This is a genomic window from Pseudoxanthobacter soli DSM 19599 (genome assembly GCF_900148505.1).
GTDB lineage: Bacteria > Pseudomonadota > Alphaproteobacteria > Rhizobiales > Segnochrobactraceae > Pseudoxanthobacter > Pseudoxanthobacter soli.
Map to the genome: position 1 here is coordinate 101,914 of NZ_FRXO01000010.1, position 14,418 is coordinate 116,331.

Consider the following 14,418-nt stretch of genomic DNA (forward strand, 5'->3'; position numbering starts at 1 on the left):
GGATTGAAGAGGGCCGAAAGACCCCATGCGTTTGCTCAACATGCGTACCGTTGACATGATGCTGAGGCGGTTGGCCCTTGCGGTCGCCCTCTCCCTGGCCACCGTTCTGGCCGCCCCGCAGATGCCTCTGCTGGGGGTGACCGCCGCATATGCGGACGTGGTCAGCAGGATCGTCGTTTCCGGATCGTCCCGTGTCGATTCGGAAACCGTTCAGGCCTACGTCACCATCAAGCCGGGCCGGCCGTTTGGCGCGGCGGATGTCGACGAGTCCCTCAAGGCGCTCTACGCGACCGGCCTCTTCAAGGACGTGAAGATCAGCCAGCAGGGTGGCAGCCTCGTGGTTTCGGTGGTCGAGAACCCGATCATCAACGAGATCGCGTTCGAGGGTAACAAGCGCCTCTCCTCCGAGACGCTGACCGGCATCGTCGAATCCAAGTCCCGCTCGGTGCTCACCACGGCCCGCGTCCAGAGCGACGTGCAGCGCATCATCGATGCCTACCGCGCCAGCGGCCGGTACCGCGCGACCGTGACGCCGAAGATCATCGAGCTGCCGCAGAACCGCGTGAACCTCGTGTTCGAGATCAACGAGGGCGACAAGACCGGCGTCTCCTCCATTTCGTTCGTCGGCAACCACGCCTTCAGCGACGGCCGCCTGCGCGATGTCATCCGGACGCGTGAAACCGGTCTGCTCGGCTGGCTGCGCACCACCGACACCTACGATCCGGACCGGCTCGCGTCGGACGAGGAGCAGCTGCGTCAGTTCTACTACAATCACGGCTATGCGGATTTCCGCGTGGTGTCGGCGTCGGCGGAACTCGACCGTGAGCGCAACACCTTCTTCATCACCTTCACGGTGGACGAGGGCCCGCTCTACCGCTTCGGCGACATCAACGTGGAGAGCTCGCTGCAGTCGCTCGACGCCTCCCGCATGATGCGTGTGGTCACGACCCGCAAGGGCTCGGTCTACAGCGCGGCCGATGTCGAGAAGTCGATCGAGAACCTCACCATCGAGGCGTCGAAGGACGGCTATGCCTTCGCCCAGGTCCGGCCGCGCGGCGACCGTGACTACGAGAACCACACCATCTCGATCACCTATTCGCTGGACGAGGGCCCGCGCGCCTACATCGAGCGGATCAACATCCGCGGCAACACCCGCACCCGTGACTACGTCATCCGTCGCGAGTTCGACGTGGTCGAAGGCGATGCGTACAACCGCGTGCTGATCGATCGCGCCCAGCGCCGCCTGAACAATCTCGGCTTCTTCAAGACGGTGAACATCACCACCGAGCCGGGAAGCGCGCCCGACCGCGTCATCGTCAACGTGGACGTGGAAGAGCAGTCGACCGGTGAAATCTCGTTCGGCGTGGGCTACTCCACCACGGACGGCGTGATCGGCGACATCTCTCTGACGGAGAAGAACTTCCTCGGCCGCGGCCAGTATGTCCGCGTGGCGGTCGGTGGCGGCTCCTCCTCGCAGAACGCGGCGCTGTCGTTCACCGAGCCGTACTTCCTCGGCCGGCGTATCGCGGCGGGCTTCGACCTCTACGGCACCAAGCTCGACACCACGAGCTACCGGAACTACGAGCAGAAGACCGTCGGCGGCACCATCCGCTTCAACTTCCCGATCACCGAGGAATTCAACGTCGGCACCTACTACCGGCTCGACCACAACGACGTGACCGTGCCGAACGAGTATGGCCAGATCTCCTCGGCGATCATGGAATCGCAGGGCACGACGCTGACCTCGGCGATCGGCACGACGTTCACCTACAACAAGCTCGACAGCAACCTGAACCCGCAGGACGGCTACTACGCCAAGCTGACTCAGGAGTTCGCGGGCCTCGGCGGTGACGTGCGCTACTACAAGCTCGGCATCGACACCCGCTACTACCAGAGCATCTATGCGGACTGGGGTCTGCTCGGCATGCTGCGCGCCCAGGGCGGTCTGATCCAGGGTATCGGGGACAACCTGAACGCGACCCAGCAGCTCTATGTGGGTGGCGACATCATCCGCGGCTTCCAGGACAACGGTATCGGCCCGCGTGACGCCTCCACCGGCGATGCGCTCGGCGGCAAGTACTTCTGGGCTGTCACCGCGGAAGCCGATGCTCCGATGCCGTACATCCCGCAGGAGCTGGGTCTGTCGTGGGCGGTGTTCACCGACGCCGGTTCGCTGTGGTCGGTCGACAAGGGCATCAACGGCGCCCACGTCTTCCCGTCGCCGGTCACGGTGGTCGAGGGCGACGATATGTCGGTCCGTTGGACGGCCGGCTTCGGTGTCCGCTGGCAGTCGCCGTTCGGTCCGCTGCGCGCCGACTTCGCGTGGCCGATCATGAAGGAGAGCTTCGACCAGACCGAAGTGTTCCGGCTCAGCGGCGGCACGCGGTTCTGATCCACCGGTGCTCCCGCTGTGGCGGGGGCACGAGGCTCCGGAAATCGACAGGGTGGCCGCCAGCGCGGTCACCCTTGTCGTATCAGGAGGTGCGGCGCGGCACCGGGGCGTGATCGTCCGAGGTGGCATTCCCTGCGAGGTGCGCCGCAGCCGCCGACGCTGAAAGCCTGCGGTATTCGGCGCAGGCTTCGGGAGGCGCGAATCGTGGCCGGCGGCCGGCGCGGCGGCACCGCGTCGATCTGAACGGTCGGGATCTGCTCCGGGACACGAATCAGAGCGTTTCCTGCAAGCCGGATGTTCCCGTTCGGCCGCAGGGCGCTCCGGACAATCCGATACGGCATCCTGCAGGCGCACCCGGCGTGCGGCGATGCCGTCGCAGCCGATGGCGTTTTGATGACTGATCCCGTTTTCTTCACCGTTCCCGAGCCCATGACGATCGAACGGCTGGCCGAGATCGGCGGCGGCCGGGTGGTGCGGGGCGATCCCGGCCTGTTCGTGGCCTCCGTCGCTCCGCTCGACGAGGCCGGCCCGAGCCATCTCAGCTTCATCGACAATCCGCGCTATCTCGGCCAACTGGCGGAGACGCGGGCGGCGGCGGTGTTCTGCCCGCCGAAGTTCGTCGACCGCGTTCCCGAAGCCACCGCCGTCATCGAGGCGCGGCAGTCCTATCGCGCCTTCGCGAAGGCGACCGCCGCGCTCTATCCGGAAGCGATGCGCCCCGTCGGCGTCATCCGCGGCAGCGACGTTTCACCGGCTGCCCATGTCGATCCGACGGCGACGCTCGAGGAGGGCGTGGTGGTCGAGGCCGGCGCCGTGGTCGGCCCGCGGGTGGAGATCGGCGCGGGGACCATTATCGCCGCCACGGCGGTCATCGGGGCCGGGGTCCGGATCGGCCGGCACGGCTATATCGGGCCGGGTGCCGTCGTCCAGCATGCGCTCGTCGGCGACCGCGTCATCATCCATCCCGGCGTGCGCATCGGGCAGGACGGCTTCGGCTTCGCCATGGGCGCCGGAGGTCATCTGAAGGTGCCGCAGATCGGCCGGGTCGTGGTGCAGAACGATGTCGAGATCGGGGCCAACACCACCATAGACCGTGGCGCCAACCGCGATACGATCATCGGTGAGGGCACGAAGATCGACAATCAGGTTCAAATCGGCCACAACGTCGTCGTCGGGCGCCACTGCGTGATCGTCTCGCAGGTCGGCATCTCCGGGTCGACGGTGTTGGAGGATTATGTCGTGCTGGCCGGCAAGGTGGGCCTCTCCGGTCACCTCAAGCTCGGGACCGGCGCCCAGGTCGGCGGCGGCAGCAATGTCGCCCACGACATCCCGGCCGGAGAGCGCTGGATGGGAACGCCCGCCCAGCCCATCCGGGAGTGGACACAGGAGAAGCGGGTCGTCGCAGAGCTTGCCAAGGCAAGGCGCACCCGGGACACGAAGGACGAGGAGCCGACACGTTGACGGTCGACGGACAACACGAAACCACGATCGGCGGGGAAACCGCCGTCGCGAGCCCGGCGGCCGAACAGCCGAAGACACTCGGCGCCGCCGACATCCACGCCATCCTGAAGATGCTGCCCCACCGCTATCCGTTCCTGATGGTGGACCGCATCGCCGAGATGTCGGGCGACGACTCCTGCATCGGCTACAAGAACGTCACGTTCAACGAGCCGCATTTCCAGGGGCATTTTCCGTCGCAGCCGGTGATGCCGGGCGTGCTTCTGATCGAGGGCATGGCGCAGACCGCCGGCGCCCTCTGCATCTATGCCCGCACCGACAAGGGCAGCCCGAGCCTCGTCTATCTGATGACGGTCGATGCCGCGAAGTTCCGCAAGCCGGTCGTGCCCGGCGACGTGGTCGAGTACCACGTCAAGAAGGTGCGCAACCGCGGCAATATCTGGAAATTCCACTGCGACGCGATCGTGGCCGGCGCCAAGGCGGCCGAGGCCGACATCAGCGCCATGCTGGTCGACGCGTGATGACGGGGGTCTCCGTGGAGACTGATGCGCAGAGTGCCCCGACCGTCGTCCACCCGACGGCGATCGTCGAGCCCGGTGCGCGGCTCGGCGCCGGCGTCCGGATCGGCCCGTTCAGCATCATCGGCCCCGAGGTCGAACTCGGCGACGGTGTGACGGTCGAATCGCATGTGGTCATCCAGGGCCGCACCGCGATCGGCAAGGGATGCCGCATCTTCCCGTTCGCCGCCATCGGCCTGCAGCCCCAGGACCGCAAGTTCAAGGGCGAGGCGAGCGCGCTCTCCATCGGCGCCGACACCGTCATCCGCGAGTATGTGACTGTGAACACCGGCACCGAAGGCGGCGGGATGATGACCCGGATCGGCGAGCGCTGCCTCTTGCTCGCCCACGCCCACGTCGGCCACGACTGCCAGATTGGCAACGGCGTGCTTCTCGTCAACAACGTGCTGCTCGGCGGCCATGTCGAGATCGGTGACCATGCCAGCCTCGGCGGCGGCTCCGCGGTGCACCAGTTCGTGCGCATCGGTGCCTATGCGTTCCTCGGCGGCCTTGCTGGTCTCGAGCACGACCTGATCCCGTTCGGCATGGCGATTGGCAACCGCGCGCACCTCGCCGGCCTGAACCTCGTCGGCATGAAGCGCCATGGATTCCCGCGCGAGGATATTCACGCCGTACGCAGTGCCTATCGCGCGCTCTTCGCCGAAAGCGGCACGCTGGCATCGCGCACCGAAGCCGTCGCCGCGTCCTCCGGGCATGTGAAGCCGGTTGCGATGGTGACGGATTTCATCCGCGCGGGCGGCCACCGCTCGCTGTGCACGCCGTTGTCCGGCAACGGCGGTGCGGCAGACGACGAGGCCTGAGCCTGCCATGTCCGTTGCCGCGGAACAGACGCTGCTCGCCATCGTGGCCGGCGGCGGAAAGCTCCCCGCCGATGTCGCCGCATCCGTCGCCCGTACGGGACGGCGGATGCTGATCGTCGCGGTTCGCGGCGAAGCGGATCCTGAGGCGCTGGCCGGGTTCGATCCGGTCTGGGTCGAATGGGGTCAGGTCGGGCGCATGTTCGAGATCCTCGCCCGCGAGGGCGCGCGCGACACGCTGCTGGTGGGCTCCATCCTCCGCCGGCCGGACTTCCGGGCCATCGCCGGCGATTTCGGCACTTTGCGGCGGCTCCCCCGCATCATCTCAGCCATCGTCGGTGGCGACGACACGGTGCTGACGGGCGTGATCCGCATCTTCGAGCGCGAGGGCCTGCACATCGTCGGCATCGGCGATGTCGCGCCGGAACTGCTGATTGGCCTCGGTCCCCAGGGCCGGCGCAAGCCGGACACCGCGGCGAAGGAAGCGACCGACTCTGCTGCTGCCGCCGTCAAGGCTCTTGGCCATCTCGATGTCGGCCAGGCGGCCGTGGCGCTCGGCCGCCGGGTCGTCGCGATCGAAGGCGCCGAGGGCACGGACGCGATGCTGACGCGCGTCGCCGAACTGCGCGCGATCGGCCGCATCGGCCGCGGCGATCATGTCGGCGTGATGTTCAAGGGGGCCAAAACGAGCCAGGACCTGCGCGTCGACCTGCCGACCATAGGCCCGCAGACTGTCAAGTTCGCCGCAGACGCCGGCCTTGCCGGCATCGCCGCCGAGGCGGGCCGGGTGGTGATGGTCTCGCGCGACGAGACGCTGGCTCTCGCCGACGAGCGCGGTCTGTTCATCGCCGGCGTTCCGTCATCGAAGGCTGTGCCGTGGCCGAACGCTTGAACCGGAGCCCGAGCCTTCGGGTGTTCCGCGCCGGAAGGGCAGGGCCGTGAGCACGCGGGAGATCGACATGCCGGAGACGAACCCGCCGCACCGTGTGCCGCTTGAGGGCCGCCCGCTGCGCCTCTTCATCGTGGCCGGCGAGGAATCCGGCGATCAACTCGGCGCGGCGTTGATCCGCGCGCTGCCCGGCGTGATCGACGGTCCGGTGGAGTTCGCCGGCATCGGCGGCGAGCGCATGGCGCGGGCCGGCGTCGCCTCGCTGTTTCCGCTGTCCGATATCGCCGTGATGGGCATGACGGAGGTGCTCGCGCGCCTGCCGACGATTCTGCGCCGCATCCGGGAGGCGGCGGATGCGGCGATTGCCGCCGAGCCGGATGCGGTCATCATCATCGACAGCCCAGACTTCACCCACCGGGTGGCGAAGCGCATCCGCAAGGCCCGGCCGGATCTGCCGATCGTGGACTATGTCAGCCCGTCGGTGTGGGCGTGGCGGCCCGGCCGGGCGCGCAAGATGGCGGCCTATGTCGACCACCTGCTGGCGATCCTGCCGTTCGAGCCCGACGCGCATCGCCGCCTCGGCGGCCCGCCGTGCACCTATGTCGGCCACCCGCTGCTCGATCATCTGGCCGAGTTGCGCCCGGCCCCCGGCGAGCGGGCGCGGCTCGGCGACGGTCCGCCGGTTCTGCTCGTCCTGCCCGGCAGCCGGCGCAGCGAAGTGTCGCGCCTCATGGAGGATTTCGGCCGGACACTGCCGCTGATCGTCGCTCGGACCGGGCCGCTTGAGGTGCTGCTGCCCGCGGTTCCCCATCTCGCCGACCGGATCGAGGCGGAGACCGCCGGCTGGCCGGTCAAGCCGGTCGTGGTGCGCGGCGAAGCCGGCAAGCGCGCGGCATTCCGGCGCGCCCACGCCGCGCTCGCGGCGTCCGGCACCGTGTCGCTGGAACTCGCACTCGCCGGGGTTCCGATGGCGATCGCCTACCGGCTCGATGCGATCTACCGCCAGCTCAAGAAGCTGAACCGGGTGCTGAAGCTCGCCAGGGTCGGCTCGATGGTGCTGCCGAACATCATACTCGGCGAGAACGTGGTGCCGGAATTTCTCGACGACGACGCGGCGCCTGAGAAGCTTGCCGATGCGGTCGTGCCGCTCTTGTCGGACAGCCCCGAGCGGCGGCGGCAGGTCGAAGCCTTCGCCACGCTCGATACGGTCATGCGGCTCGAAGGCGGCATTTCCCCAAGCCGCAAGGCGGCCGAAGTCGTGGCGGACGTGCTGCACCGCCGTTGAAGCGGGTCTGCGGGGCGCGAGCGAGATCCCGCGACGCCGGGACTTAGAGCGCTTTCCGATCTGATGGAATCATCAGATCGACGAGAAATCGCTCCAGATTCAAAAGCTTGAGCATATCCTTGTCGTTCAGATCGGCTCGATCTGAACGGGTTATGCTCCAGGAATTCAGGACATCGGGATGGGTTGCGGCGGGGCGCAAAAGAAAACGGCCGGGATCGCTCCCGGCCGTGTGTTGGTCCATGCCTGACGGCGCCGTCTCAGCGGCGCTGGGTGATCGGCACGTAGTCGCGGGTGCTGGCGCCGGTATAGAGCTGGCGCGGACGGCCGATGCGCTGGCTCGGATCCTCGACCATCTCGTTCCACTGCGAAATCCAGCCGACCGTGCGCGCGAGCGCAAACAGCACGGTGAACATGGTCGTGGGGAAGCCGAGGGCGCGCAGCGTGATGCCGGAATAGAAATCGATGTTCGGGTAGAGCTTCTTCTCGACGAAATAATCGTCGCTGAGGGCGATGCGCTCCAGCTCCAGCGCGACCTGAAGCAGCGGATCGTCCTTGTGGCCGAGCTCGCCGAGCACTTCATGGCAGGTCTTCTGCATGATACGCGCGCGCGGGTCGTAGTTCTTGTAGACGCGGTGACCGAAGCCCATCAGACGGAACGGATCGTTCTTGTCCTTGGCGCGGGCGATGAACTCCGGAATGCGATCGACGGTGCCGATCTGCTGGAGCATGTTCAGCGCGGCTTCGTTGGCCCCGCCGTGAGCCGGTCCCCACAGGCAGGCGATGCCGGCGGCGATACAGGCGAACGGGTTGGCGCCGGAGGAGCCGGCGAGCCGGACCGTCGAGGTCGAGGCGTTCTGCTCGTGGTCGGCGTGCAGGGTGAAGATGCGGTCCATCGCGCGGGCGAGGATCGGGTTCACCTTGTATTCCTCGCACGGCACGGCAAAGCACATGTGCAGGAAGTTCGAGGCGTAGTCGTATTCATTGCGCGGATAGATGAACGGCTGGCCGACATGGTACTTGTAGGCCATCGCCGCGATCGTCGGCATCTTCGCGATCATGCGAAGGCTTGCGATCATCCGCTGCTGCGGATCGGAGATGTCGGTCGAGTCGTGATAGAACGCGGAGAGCGCACCGACGACACCGACCATGACCGCCATCGGGTGGGCGTCGCGGCGGAAGCCGGAGAAGAAGCGGCTCATCTGCTCGTGGATCATCGTGTGGTAGGTCACACGATTGACGAAGTCGGCCTTCTCCGCCGCGGTCGGCAGCTGGCCGTAGAGCAGCAGGTAGCAGGTCTCAAGGAAATCGCCGTGTTCGGCGAGCTGTTCGATCGGGTAGCCGCGATAGAGCAGCACGCCCTCGTCGCCGTCGATATAGGTGATGTGGCTTTCGCAAGAAGCCGTCGAGGTGAAGCCGGGATCATAGGTAAAACGGCCGGTCGAACCATAGAGCTTCGAGATGTCGATGACATCCGGGCCGATAGAGCCGCTCTTTATCGGGAATTCCCAGCTTTTCCCATCGATCGTCAGCGTCGCTGTCTTATCACTCATCGCGCCTACCTCTTTCGAACACGCCGTTCGCAGGATTCCAAGGGCTGGAATCGAGTTCGCCTGGATCCCCAAAGATTTGGAAGGACTTATGCGGGCAGGGGAGCGGGCGAGGCGGAAATTGATGGTACCGCAGCTTGGGTATCTTATTTGTGGCAGTGCCGCAAGCGCACACCGCGGTGCGGCACTGCAACCTTCGGGGGGCTCAGGCGGCCTGATCGGCGATGCGTACGAGGCTTTCTTCCCGGCCGAGGACCGCAAGGACGTCGAAAATGCCCGGAGAGGTGGAGCGACCCGTCAGCGCGGCACGCAAAGGTTGGGCGACCTTGCCGAGCTTGAGGCCATGGGCCTCGGCATAGGCGCGCACCGCGCCTTCGGTCGCCGCCGCATCCCAAGCCGGCAGGGCGGCGAAGGCGGCATGGAGATCGCCAAGCAGCGCCCGCGCATCGCCCGCCAGGAGCCCCGCCGCCTTCTCGTCGAGCGCCAGCGGACGATCGGCCCACAGGAACGATGCGCTGTCGAGCAGTTCCGCCAAAGTCTTGGCGCGCTCCTTCAGTCCGGGCAGCGCGGCGCGGATCTGCGCGGAGAGTTCCGGCGTCATGCGGGCAGCGAGTTCCGGCCCGCCGGGCAGGTAGGGCAGGGTCTCGATGAAGATCGCGAACAGCGCGTCGTCGTCCGTGGCGCGCAGATAGTGGCCGTTGAGGTTCTCGAGCTTGGCGAAGTCGAAGCGCGAGGGCGACCGGCCGATGGCGTCGAGGTCGAACCACGCGCTCATCTCCTCGGTCGACATGATCTCGGTGTCGCCGTGGCTCCAGCCGAGGCGGACGAGATAGTTGCGCATCGCCGCCGGCAGGTAGCCCATGGCGCGATAGGCGTCGACGCCGAGCGCGCCGTGGCGCTTGGAAAGCTTGGCGCCGTCCGGACCGTGGATCAGCGGAATGTGGGCCATCACCGGAACGTGCCAGCCGAGCGCCTGATAGAGAATGGTCTGGCGGGCGCCGTTGGTCAGGTGGTCGTCGCCGCGGATGATGTGGGTCACGCCCATGTCGTGGTCATCGACCACGACGGACAGCATGTAGGTCGGCGTGCCGTCCGAGCGCAGGATGACGAAATCGTCGAGGTCCTTGTTCGGGAAGGCGACGCGGCCCTGCACCTGGTCGTCCACCACCGTCTCGCCGTCCTGCGGCGACTTGATGCGGATCACCGGCTTCACGCCGGTGGGCGCTTCCGCGGGCAGGCGGTCGCGCCAGCGGCCGTCATAGCGCGGCGGGCGTCCCTCGGCGCGGGCGGTCTCGCGCATCTCCACCAGTTCCTCGGGCGTCGCATAGCAGTGATAGGCCCGGCCCGCGGCGACCAGGCCCTCGGCCACCTCGCGGTGGCGCCCGGCACGGGCGAACTGGAAGACCGGATCGCCGTCCCAGTCGATGCCGAGCCACTTCAATCCGTCGATGATCGCGTCGATCGCGGCATCCGTGGAGCGTTCGCGGTCGGTGTCCTCGATGCGCAGCAGCATCTTGCCGCCGGTGTGGCGGGCATAAAGCCAGTTGAACAGCGCCGTGCGGGCGCCGCCGATGTGCAGGAAGCCGGTCGGCGACGGAGCGAAGCGGGTGATGACGGTCTCGGTCATCCGTGTCCTCGAACGAGCAGGGGGCGCAGAGAACGCGCGGAAAGGCTGCGGGCGCGAACGCCACCCGGCATGGGCGCGGCGGATGGCGGTCGGCGCGCGTTCCTGTAGCATGGCTTGGCCGGCGCGCCAAAGATGCGGGAACGCGGCCCTGCATCGCGGCCGGCGCACCGCAGCCCGGGTGGCACATGACCGTCGGCGAGGGGGAGGCAGCAGCGGGCTCGACCGGGCGGCAGCGCATCCGGTGGCGACCGCGTGCGCGGACGAACCCGGCGGCGATCGCGCGGTGGCTGTCGCGGTCGTTCGAGACGGATATCGAGGCCGGATGCGGCTTTCTCTGGCTGCCGGTCGCACTCTCGCTCGGCATCTGGGCCTATTTCGCGGCGCCCCTCGAGCCGCCACAGTGGCTTGCCCCGGCTGTCGCCCTCATTGCGGCCTTTGTCGCGTTTGTCGTCCGTCGCGCCCCCGTCGTCTTCGTGCTCGCGGCGGCCGTCTCGTCCGTCGCCCTCGGCGCGGCGATGGCGCAATGGGAGGTCGCCCGCAGCGCCGCCCCGGTATTGGCGCGGGAACGGACCGTCGCCGTCGAAGGCTATGTGTTGCGCGCCGAGCCGCGCGAGGCCGGCCGCGTCCGTTTCGTCGTGGCGGTGACGAGCTTCGGCGAGGGCGGCGAGCGCCGTCCGCCGCCGGCGCGGGTCATGGTCACCGCGGCGGCAGCCCGCGCGCCGGTCGGGGCCGGGGAGGGCGTCCGCTTTCTCGCGCGTCTTCAGCCGCCGCGCGGTCCCGATCTGCCGGGCGGCTACGATCCCGCGCGTTCTCTCTATCTGCAGGGCATCGGCGCTAGCGGATTCGTGCTTGGGGCCGTCGAGCCGGTCTCGCTGCCGCCTCCCGCTTCGCGTGCGATGGCGTGGCGGCTGAAGGCGGCCGAAACCCTCGACGACGTCCGTACCGCCATCGCGGTCCGCATCCGCGCGGCGTTGCCCGGCCCCGCCGGTGAAATCGCGGTCGCGCTTCTCGTCGGCGAGCGTGGCGGCATTCCCCGCGAGATCGAGGACGACATGCGCACGAGCGGCCTCACCCACGTGCTGTCGATCTCCGGCCTGCACATGACGCTCGTCGCCGGCACGCTGATCGTGGCGCTGCGGGCGATGCTCGCCGCGATTCCGGGTTTGGCGCTGCGGTTCCCGATCAAGCGGTGGGCGGCCGCGGCGGCGCTGCCGGCCACGGCGGCCTATCTCGCGCTGTCGGGGGGTGATCTCGCCACCCAGCGCTCGTTCGTGATGATCGCGGTGGCGCTGCTCGCGGTCATCGTCGAGCGGCCGGCGATCACGCTGCGCTCGGTCGCGGTCGGCGCGCTCGTGGTTCTGTTGATCCAGCCATCCGCCGTGCTCAATCCCGGCTTCCAGATGTCGTTCGCCGCCGTGATCGCGCTCGTCGCCGCGTTCGGCTGGTGGCAGCGGCGGCGCCGTACGCCGGACGATGACGACGACGCGGTGCCCGTCTCCCGGTTTCGCCGGATTACCCGCGCTCTCCTGCTCGGGGCCGCGGCGCTTGCGGTCACCTCCGTCATCGCCGGCATCGCCTCGGGTCCGATCGCGGCCTACCATTTCCACCGCGCGGCACCGCTCGGGCTCGTCGCGAACCTGATCGCGATGCCGGCGGTCTCGGTGGTGGTGATGCCGATGGGCGTGGCCGCCTTCGCGCTGATGCCGTTCGGGCTGGAAGCCCTGCCGCTCACGCTGATGGGGTTCGGCATCGATTTCATGACCGCCGTCGCCACGCGGGTCGCGGCGTGGACGGGCTCGGCCGGCGATGTCGGCCGCCTGCCGTTCTGGACGGTGATGTTCATGGTCGCCGCGCTGCTCTGGGGCGCCATCGCCGAGGGCGCCTGGCGCGTGCTCGCTCTGGTGCCGCTCGGGCTCGCCGTCGCCGCATTCCTTCTGTTCCGCCCGCCGGATGTCCTCGTCACGGCGGACGGGCGCGCGGCGGCCTTGCGTCAGGCGGACGGGCGGCTTGCGATCGTCGCCGGCCGGGACGGCCGCCGCGCCGTCGAGACGTGGCTCTCGGCCGACGGCGACGTGCGCCTGCCGCGCGATCCGTCGCTTGCCGGCGCCGCGCGCTGCGATCCTCTGGGCTGCGTGATCGTCGCCACGCCTCCCGGCGCCGCGGAGGCGGTCTCCCTCAGCCTCGCCGCCTCGCCCGCCGCGGTGCCGGACGATTGCCGCCACGCCACCATCCTCGTCGCGCCGGTGACGGTGGCGCGCGAGGACTGCGCATCGCCGCGGTTCGTGATCGACCGCAGCTTCCTCGCCCGAACGGGAGCCGTCACATTGACCTTCCCCGACGGTGACCTGACGGTTCCGCCGGTTGTCGAAGCCGCATTGCCCGGCGGCGAGCGGCCGTGGACGCGCCACCTGCGGCCGTGAGCGGCGACGGGGGGAATACCGGCTTTTAAGCTTGTCCGGTGCAAGCTGCGGCGACGACACCCCCGCTCCGGACGAGGCTTGCCCGATGGCCCGCTCAGTGCCCGCTTCACTTGCCGCCGCGCCCCTCGTGATCGCCGCTCCCGACCTGATGGCCGCGGTGGCGGGCTGGCTGTCGCGCCTCGGCGGCGAACGCCGGCTCTCCGCGAACACGCTCGAAGCCTACGAGCGCGACGTGCGCCACTGGCTTTCGTTCCTGGCGGATCATCTCGGCGGCGCGCCGAGCATCAAGGATCTCGGCGATCTCCGGCCCGCCGATATCCGCGCCTTCCTCGCCCGGCGGCGGCAGGCGGACGGCGTCGGCGACCGCACCATGGCCCGCGCGCTCGCCTCGCTGCGTTCGTTCGCCGGTTATCTGGAGCGCCATCACGGCGTCAACGGCGCCGCCATGAGGGCCGTCTCCGGGCCGCGGGCGAAGCCCGGGCTTCCGAAGGCGCTTCCGGTGGCGGATGCGCTCCGGCTCGCTGACGATGCCGGGATGCTGGAGGACGAGCCGTGGGTCGCCGCCCGCGACGGCGCCGTGCTGATGCTGCTCTATGGCGCCGGCCTGCGCATCGGCGAGGCGCTGGCGCTGACCGACGACGATCTCGCCGGTTCGGGCGGCGTGCTGCGCGTCACCGGCAAGGGCGGCAAGACGCGGCTCGTGCCCCTGCTGCCGGCGGTCGCGGCGGCGGTCGCGGACTACCGCCGCCAGCGGCCGTTCCCTGTCGAACCGGGTGAACCCGCCTTCCGCGGCGTCAAGGGCGGGCCGCTGTCGCCGCGCATCGTGCAGCGCGCCATGGAGCGGCTGCGCGGCGCGCTCGGCCTGCCGGAGACGGCCACACCCCATGCCCTCCGGCATTCGTTCGCGACGCACCTGCTCTCTGCCGGCGGCGACCTGCGCACCATCCAGGAACTGCTCGGTCACGCCAGTCTGTCGACGACCCAGGTCTACACCGCCGTCGAGCCTGCCCGCCTGCTCGAGGTCTACCGGCGCGCGCATCCGCTCGCCGGGCTGGTGCCGGCCAACGGCGGAGACGCTTCGCCGCCCGCCAGATCGTTGGCAGACAAATCATTGAAGCGAAAGGCCGTTCCGCCAGCGTCGACCAAGGAAAAGGGGGGTGCGCGCCCGCGACGCACCGGTTGAGAAAAAGTGTGGCGCCGCGTCTTCTCCCATCGTCGCGGATCGACCGCATGTCTGCCGCCAAGCTCTTGAATCCGGTGCTGTTCCCCGGTCGCGGCGGCGGCCGGCCGATCGGCCGTCCTCGTGGACGCAGCGTCGCGTTCCGCACTGCGACTTTCATGTGCTTGCCCAATTTCTGAGCCGCGACGCTTCCCATGACGGGTGGCCCCCGCTACCTTGGTTCTGCTCTCGTGCTCGTCGCTGTG

The 14,418-nt window shown here is 68.7% G+C and carries 11 protein-coding genes; 8 read left to right on the forward strand and 3 right to left on the reverse strand.

The window, feature by feature from the left end:
* Positions 1-25: 25 nt before the first annotated feature.
* The 6 genes from bamA to lpxB all read left to right on the forward strand — a co-directional run bounded on the left by bamA (position 26) and on the right by lpxB (position 7,399).
* Positions 26-2,392 (forward strand): outer membrane protein assembly factor BamA, encoded by a 2,367-nt coding sequence (gene bamA, locus BUF17_RS18835; RefSeq protein WP_244530954.1) that lies wholly within the window; start codon positions 26-28, stop codon positions 2,390-2,392.
* Between the two features lie 393 nt (positions 2,393-2,785).
* The gene (gene lpxD, locus BUF17_RS18840; protein WP_073631674.1) at positions 2,786-3,853 is read left to right on the forward strand and encodes a UDP-3-O-(3-hydroxymyristoyl)glucosamine N-acyltransferase; all 1,068 of its coding nucleotides are present in this window, start codon (positions 2,786-2,788) and stop codon (positions 3,851-3,853) included.
* 26 nt (positions 3,854-3,879) lie between these two features.
* Positions 3,880-4,371, forward strand: coding sequence for a 3-hydroxyacyl-ACP dehydratase FabZ (gene fabZ / locus BUF17_RS18845; protein ID WP_073631676.1), 492 nt, complete (start codon positions 3,880-3,882; stop codon positions 4,369-4,371).
* Positions 4,371-5,228 carry an acyl-ACP--UDP-N-acetylglucosamine O-acyltransferase gene (lpxA, locus tag BUF17_RS18850; protein WP_073631620.1) on the forward strand — a complete coding sequence of 286 codons (858 nt, stop codon included), beginning with the start codon at positions 4,371-4,373 and terminating at the stop codon, positions 5,226-5,228. The genes fabZ and lpxA overlap by 1 nt, the downstream gene beginning before the upstream one ends.
* Before the next feature lie 7 nt (positions 5,229-5,235).
* Positions 5,236-6,117 (forward strand): LpxI family protein, encoded by an 882-nt coding sequence (locus BUF17_RS18855; RefSeq protein WP_073631621.1) that lies wholly within the window; start codon positions 5,236-5,238, stop codon positions 6,115-6,117.
* 67 nt (positions 6,118-6,184) lie between these two features.
* Positions 6,185-7,399 carry a lipid-A-disaccharide synthase gene (lpxB, locus tag BUF17_RS18860; RefSeq protein ID WP_073631678.1) on the forward strand — a complete coding sequence of 405 codons (1,215 nt, stop codon included), beginning with the start codon at positions 6,185-6,187 and terminating at the stop codon, positions 7,397-7,399.
* A gap of 43 nt (positions 7,400-7,442) precedes the next feature.
* Here the strand turns inward: lpxB and BUF17_RS22745 are convergent, their stop codons facing one another.
* The 3 genes from BUF17_RS22745 to gltX form a co-directional block, all read right to left on the reverse strand.
* A complete protein-coding gene (locus tag BUF17_RS22745; protein ID WP_139282601.1) occupies positions 7,443-7,640 on the reverse strand; it encodes a hypothetical protein in 198 nt (65 codons plus the stop codon).
* A 16-nt stretch (positions 7,641-7,656) separates the two neighbouring features.
* A complete protein-coding gene (gltA, locus tag BUF17_RS18865) occupies positions 7,657-8,949 on the reverse strand; it encodes a citrate synthase (protein ID WP_073631622.1) in 1,293 nt (430 codons plus the stop codon).
* A gap of 202 nt (positions 8,950-9,151) precedes the next feature.
* Positions 9,152-10,573 (reverse strand): glutamate--tRNA ligase, encoded by a 1,422-nt coding sequence (gene gltX / locus BUF17_RS18870; protein WP_073631623.1) that lies wholly within the window; start codon positions 10,571-10,573, stop codon positions 9,152-9,154.
* A 185-nt stretch (positions 10,574-10,758) separates the two neighbouring features.
* Here gltX and BUF17_RS18875 point away from each other — a divergent pair, with 185 nt between their 5' ends.
* On the forward strand, positions 10,759-12,993 hold the full coding sequence (locus tag BUF17_RS18875) for a ComEC/Rec2 family competence protein (RefSeq protein ID WP_073631624.1): 2,235 nt from the start codon (positions 10,759-10,761) through the stop codon (positions 12,991-12,993).
* Positions 12,994-13,078: 85 nt separating this feature from the next.
* Complete coding sequence (locus BUF17_RS18880) at positions 13,079-14,176, forward strand: tyrosine recombinase XerC (RefSeq protein WP_073631625.1); 1,098 nt, start codon at positions 13,079-13,081, stop codon at positions 14,174-14,176.
* Positions 14,177-14,418: the final 242 nt, after the last annotated feature.

Excerpts from the sequence above, each read along its gene's own strand:
- bamA (WP_244530954.1), top strand. The coding sequence starts at position 26 with ATGCGTTTGCTCAACATGCGTACCGTTGACATGATGCTGAGGCGGTTG.
- lpxD (WP_073631674.1), top strand. The coding sequence starts at position 2,786 with ATGACTGATCCCGTTTTCTTCACCGTTCCCGAGCCCATGACGATCGAA.
- lpxA (WP_073631620.1), top strand. The coding sequence starts at position 4,371 with ATGACGGGGGTCTCCGTGGAGACTGATGCGCAGAGTGCCCCGACCGTC.
- BUF17_RS18855 (WP_073631621.1), top strand. The coding sequence starts at position 5,236 with ATGTCCGTTGCCGCGGAACAGACGCTGCTCGCCATCGTGGCCGGCGGC.
- lpxB (WP_073631678.1), top strand. The coding sequence starts at position 6,185 with ATGCCGGAGACGAACCCGCCGCACCGTGTGCCGCTTGAGGGCCGCCCG.
- BUF17_RS22745 (WP_139282601.1), bottom strand. The coding sequence starts at position 7,640 with ATGGACCAACACACGGCCGGGAGCGATCCCGGCCGTTTTCTTTTGCGC.
- gltA (WP_073631622.1), bottom strand. The coding sequence starts at position 8,949 with ATGAGTGATAAGACAGCGACGCTGACGATCGATGGGAAAAGCTGGGAA.
- gltX (WP_073631623.1), bottom strand. The coding sequence starts at position 10,573 with ATGACCGAGACCGTCATCACCCGCTTCGCTCCGTCGCCGACCGGCTTC.
- BUF17_RS18875 (WP_073631624.1), top strand. The coding sequence starts at position 10,759 with ATGACCGTCGGCGAGGGGGAGGCAGCAGCGGGCTCGACCGGGCGGCAG.
- BUF17_RS18880 (WP_073631625.1), top strand. The coding sequence starts at position 13,079 with ATGGCCCGCTCAGTGCCCGCTTCACTTGCCGCCGCGCCCCTCGTGATC.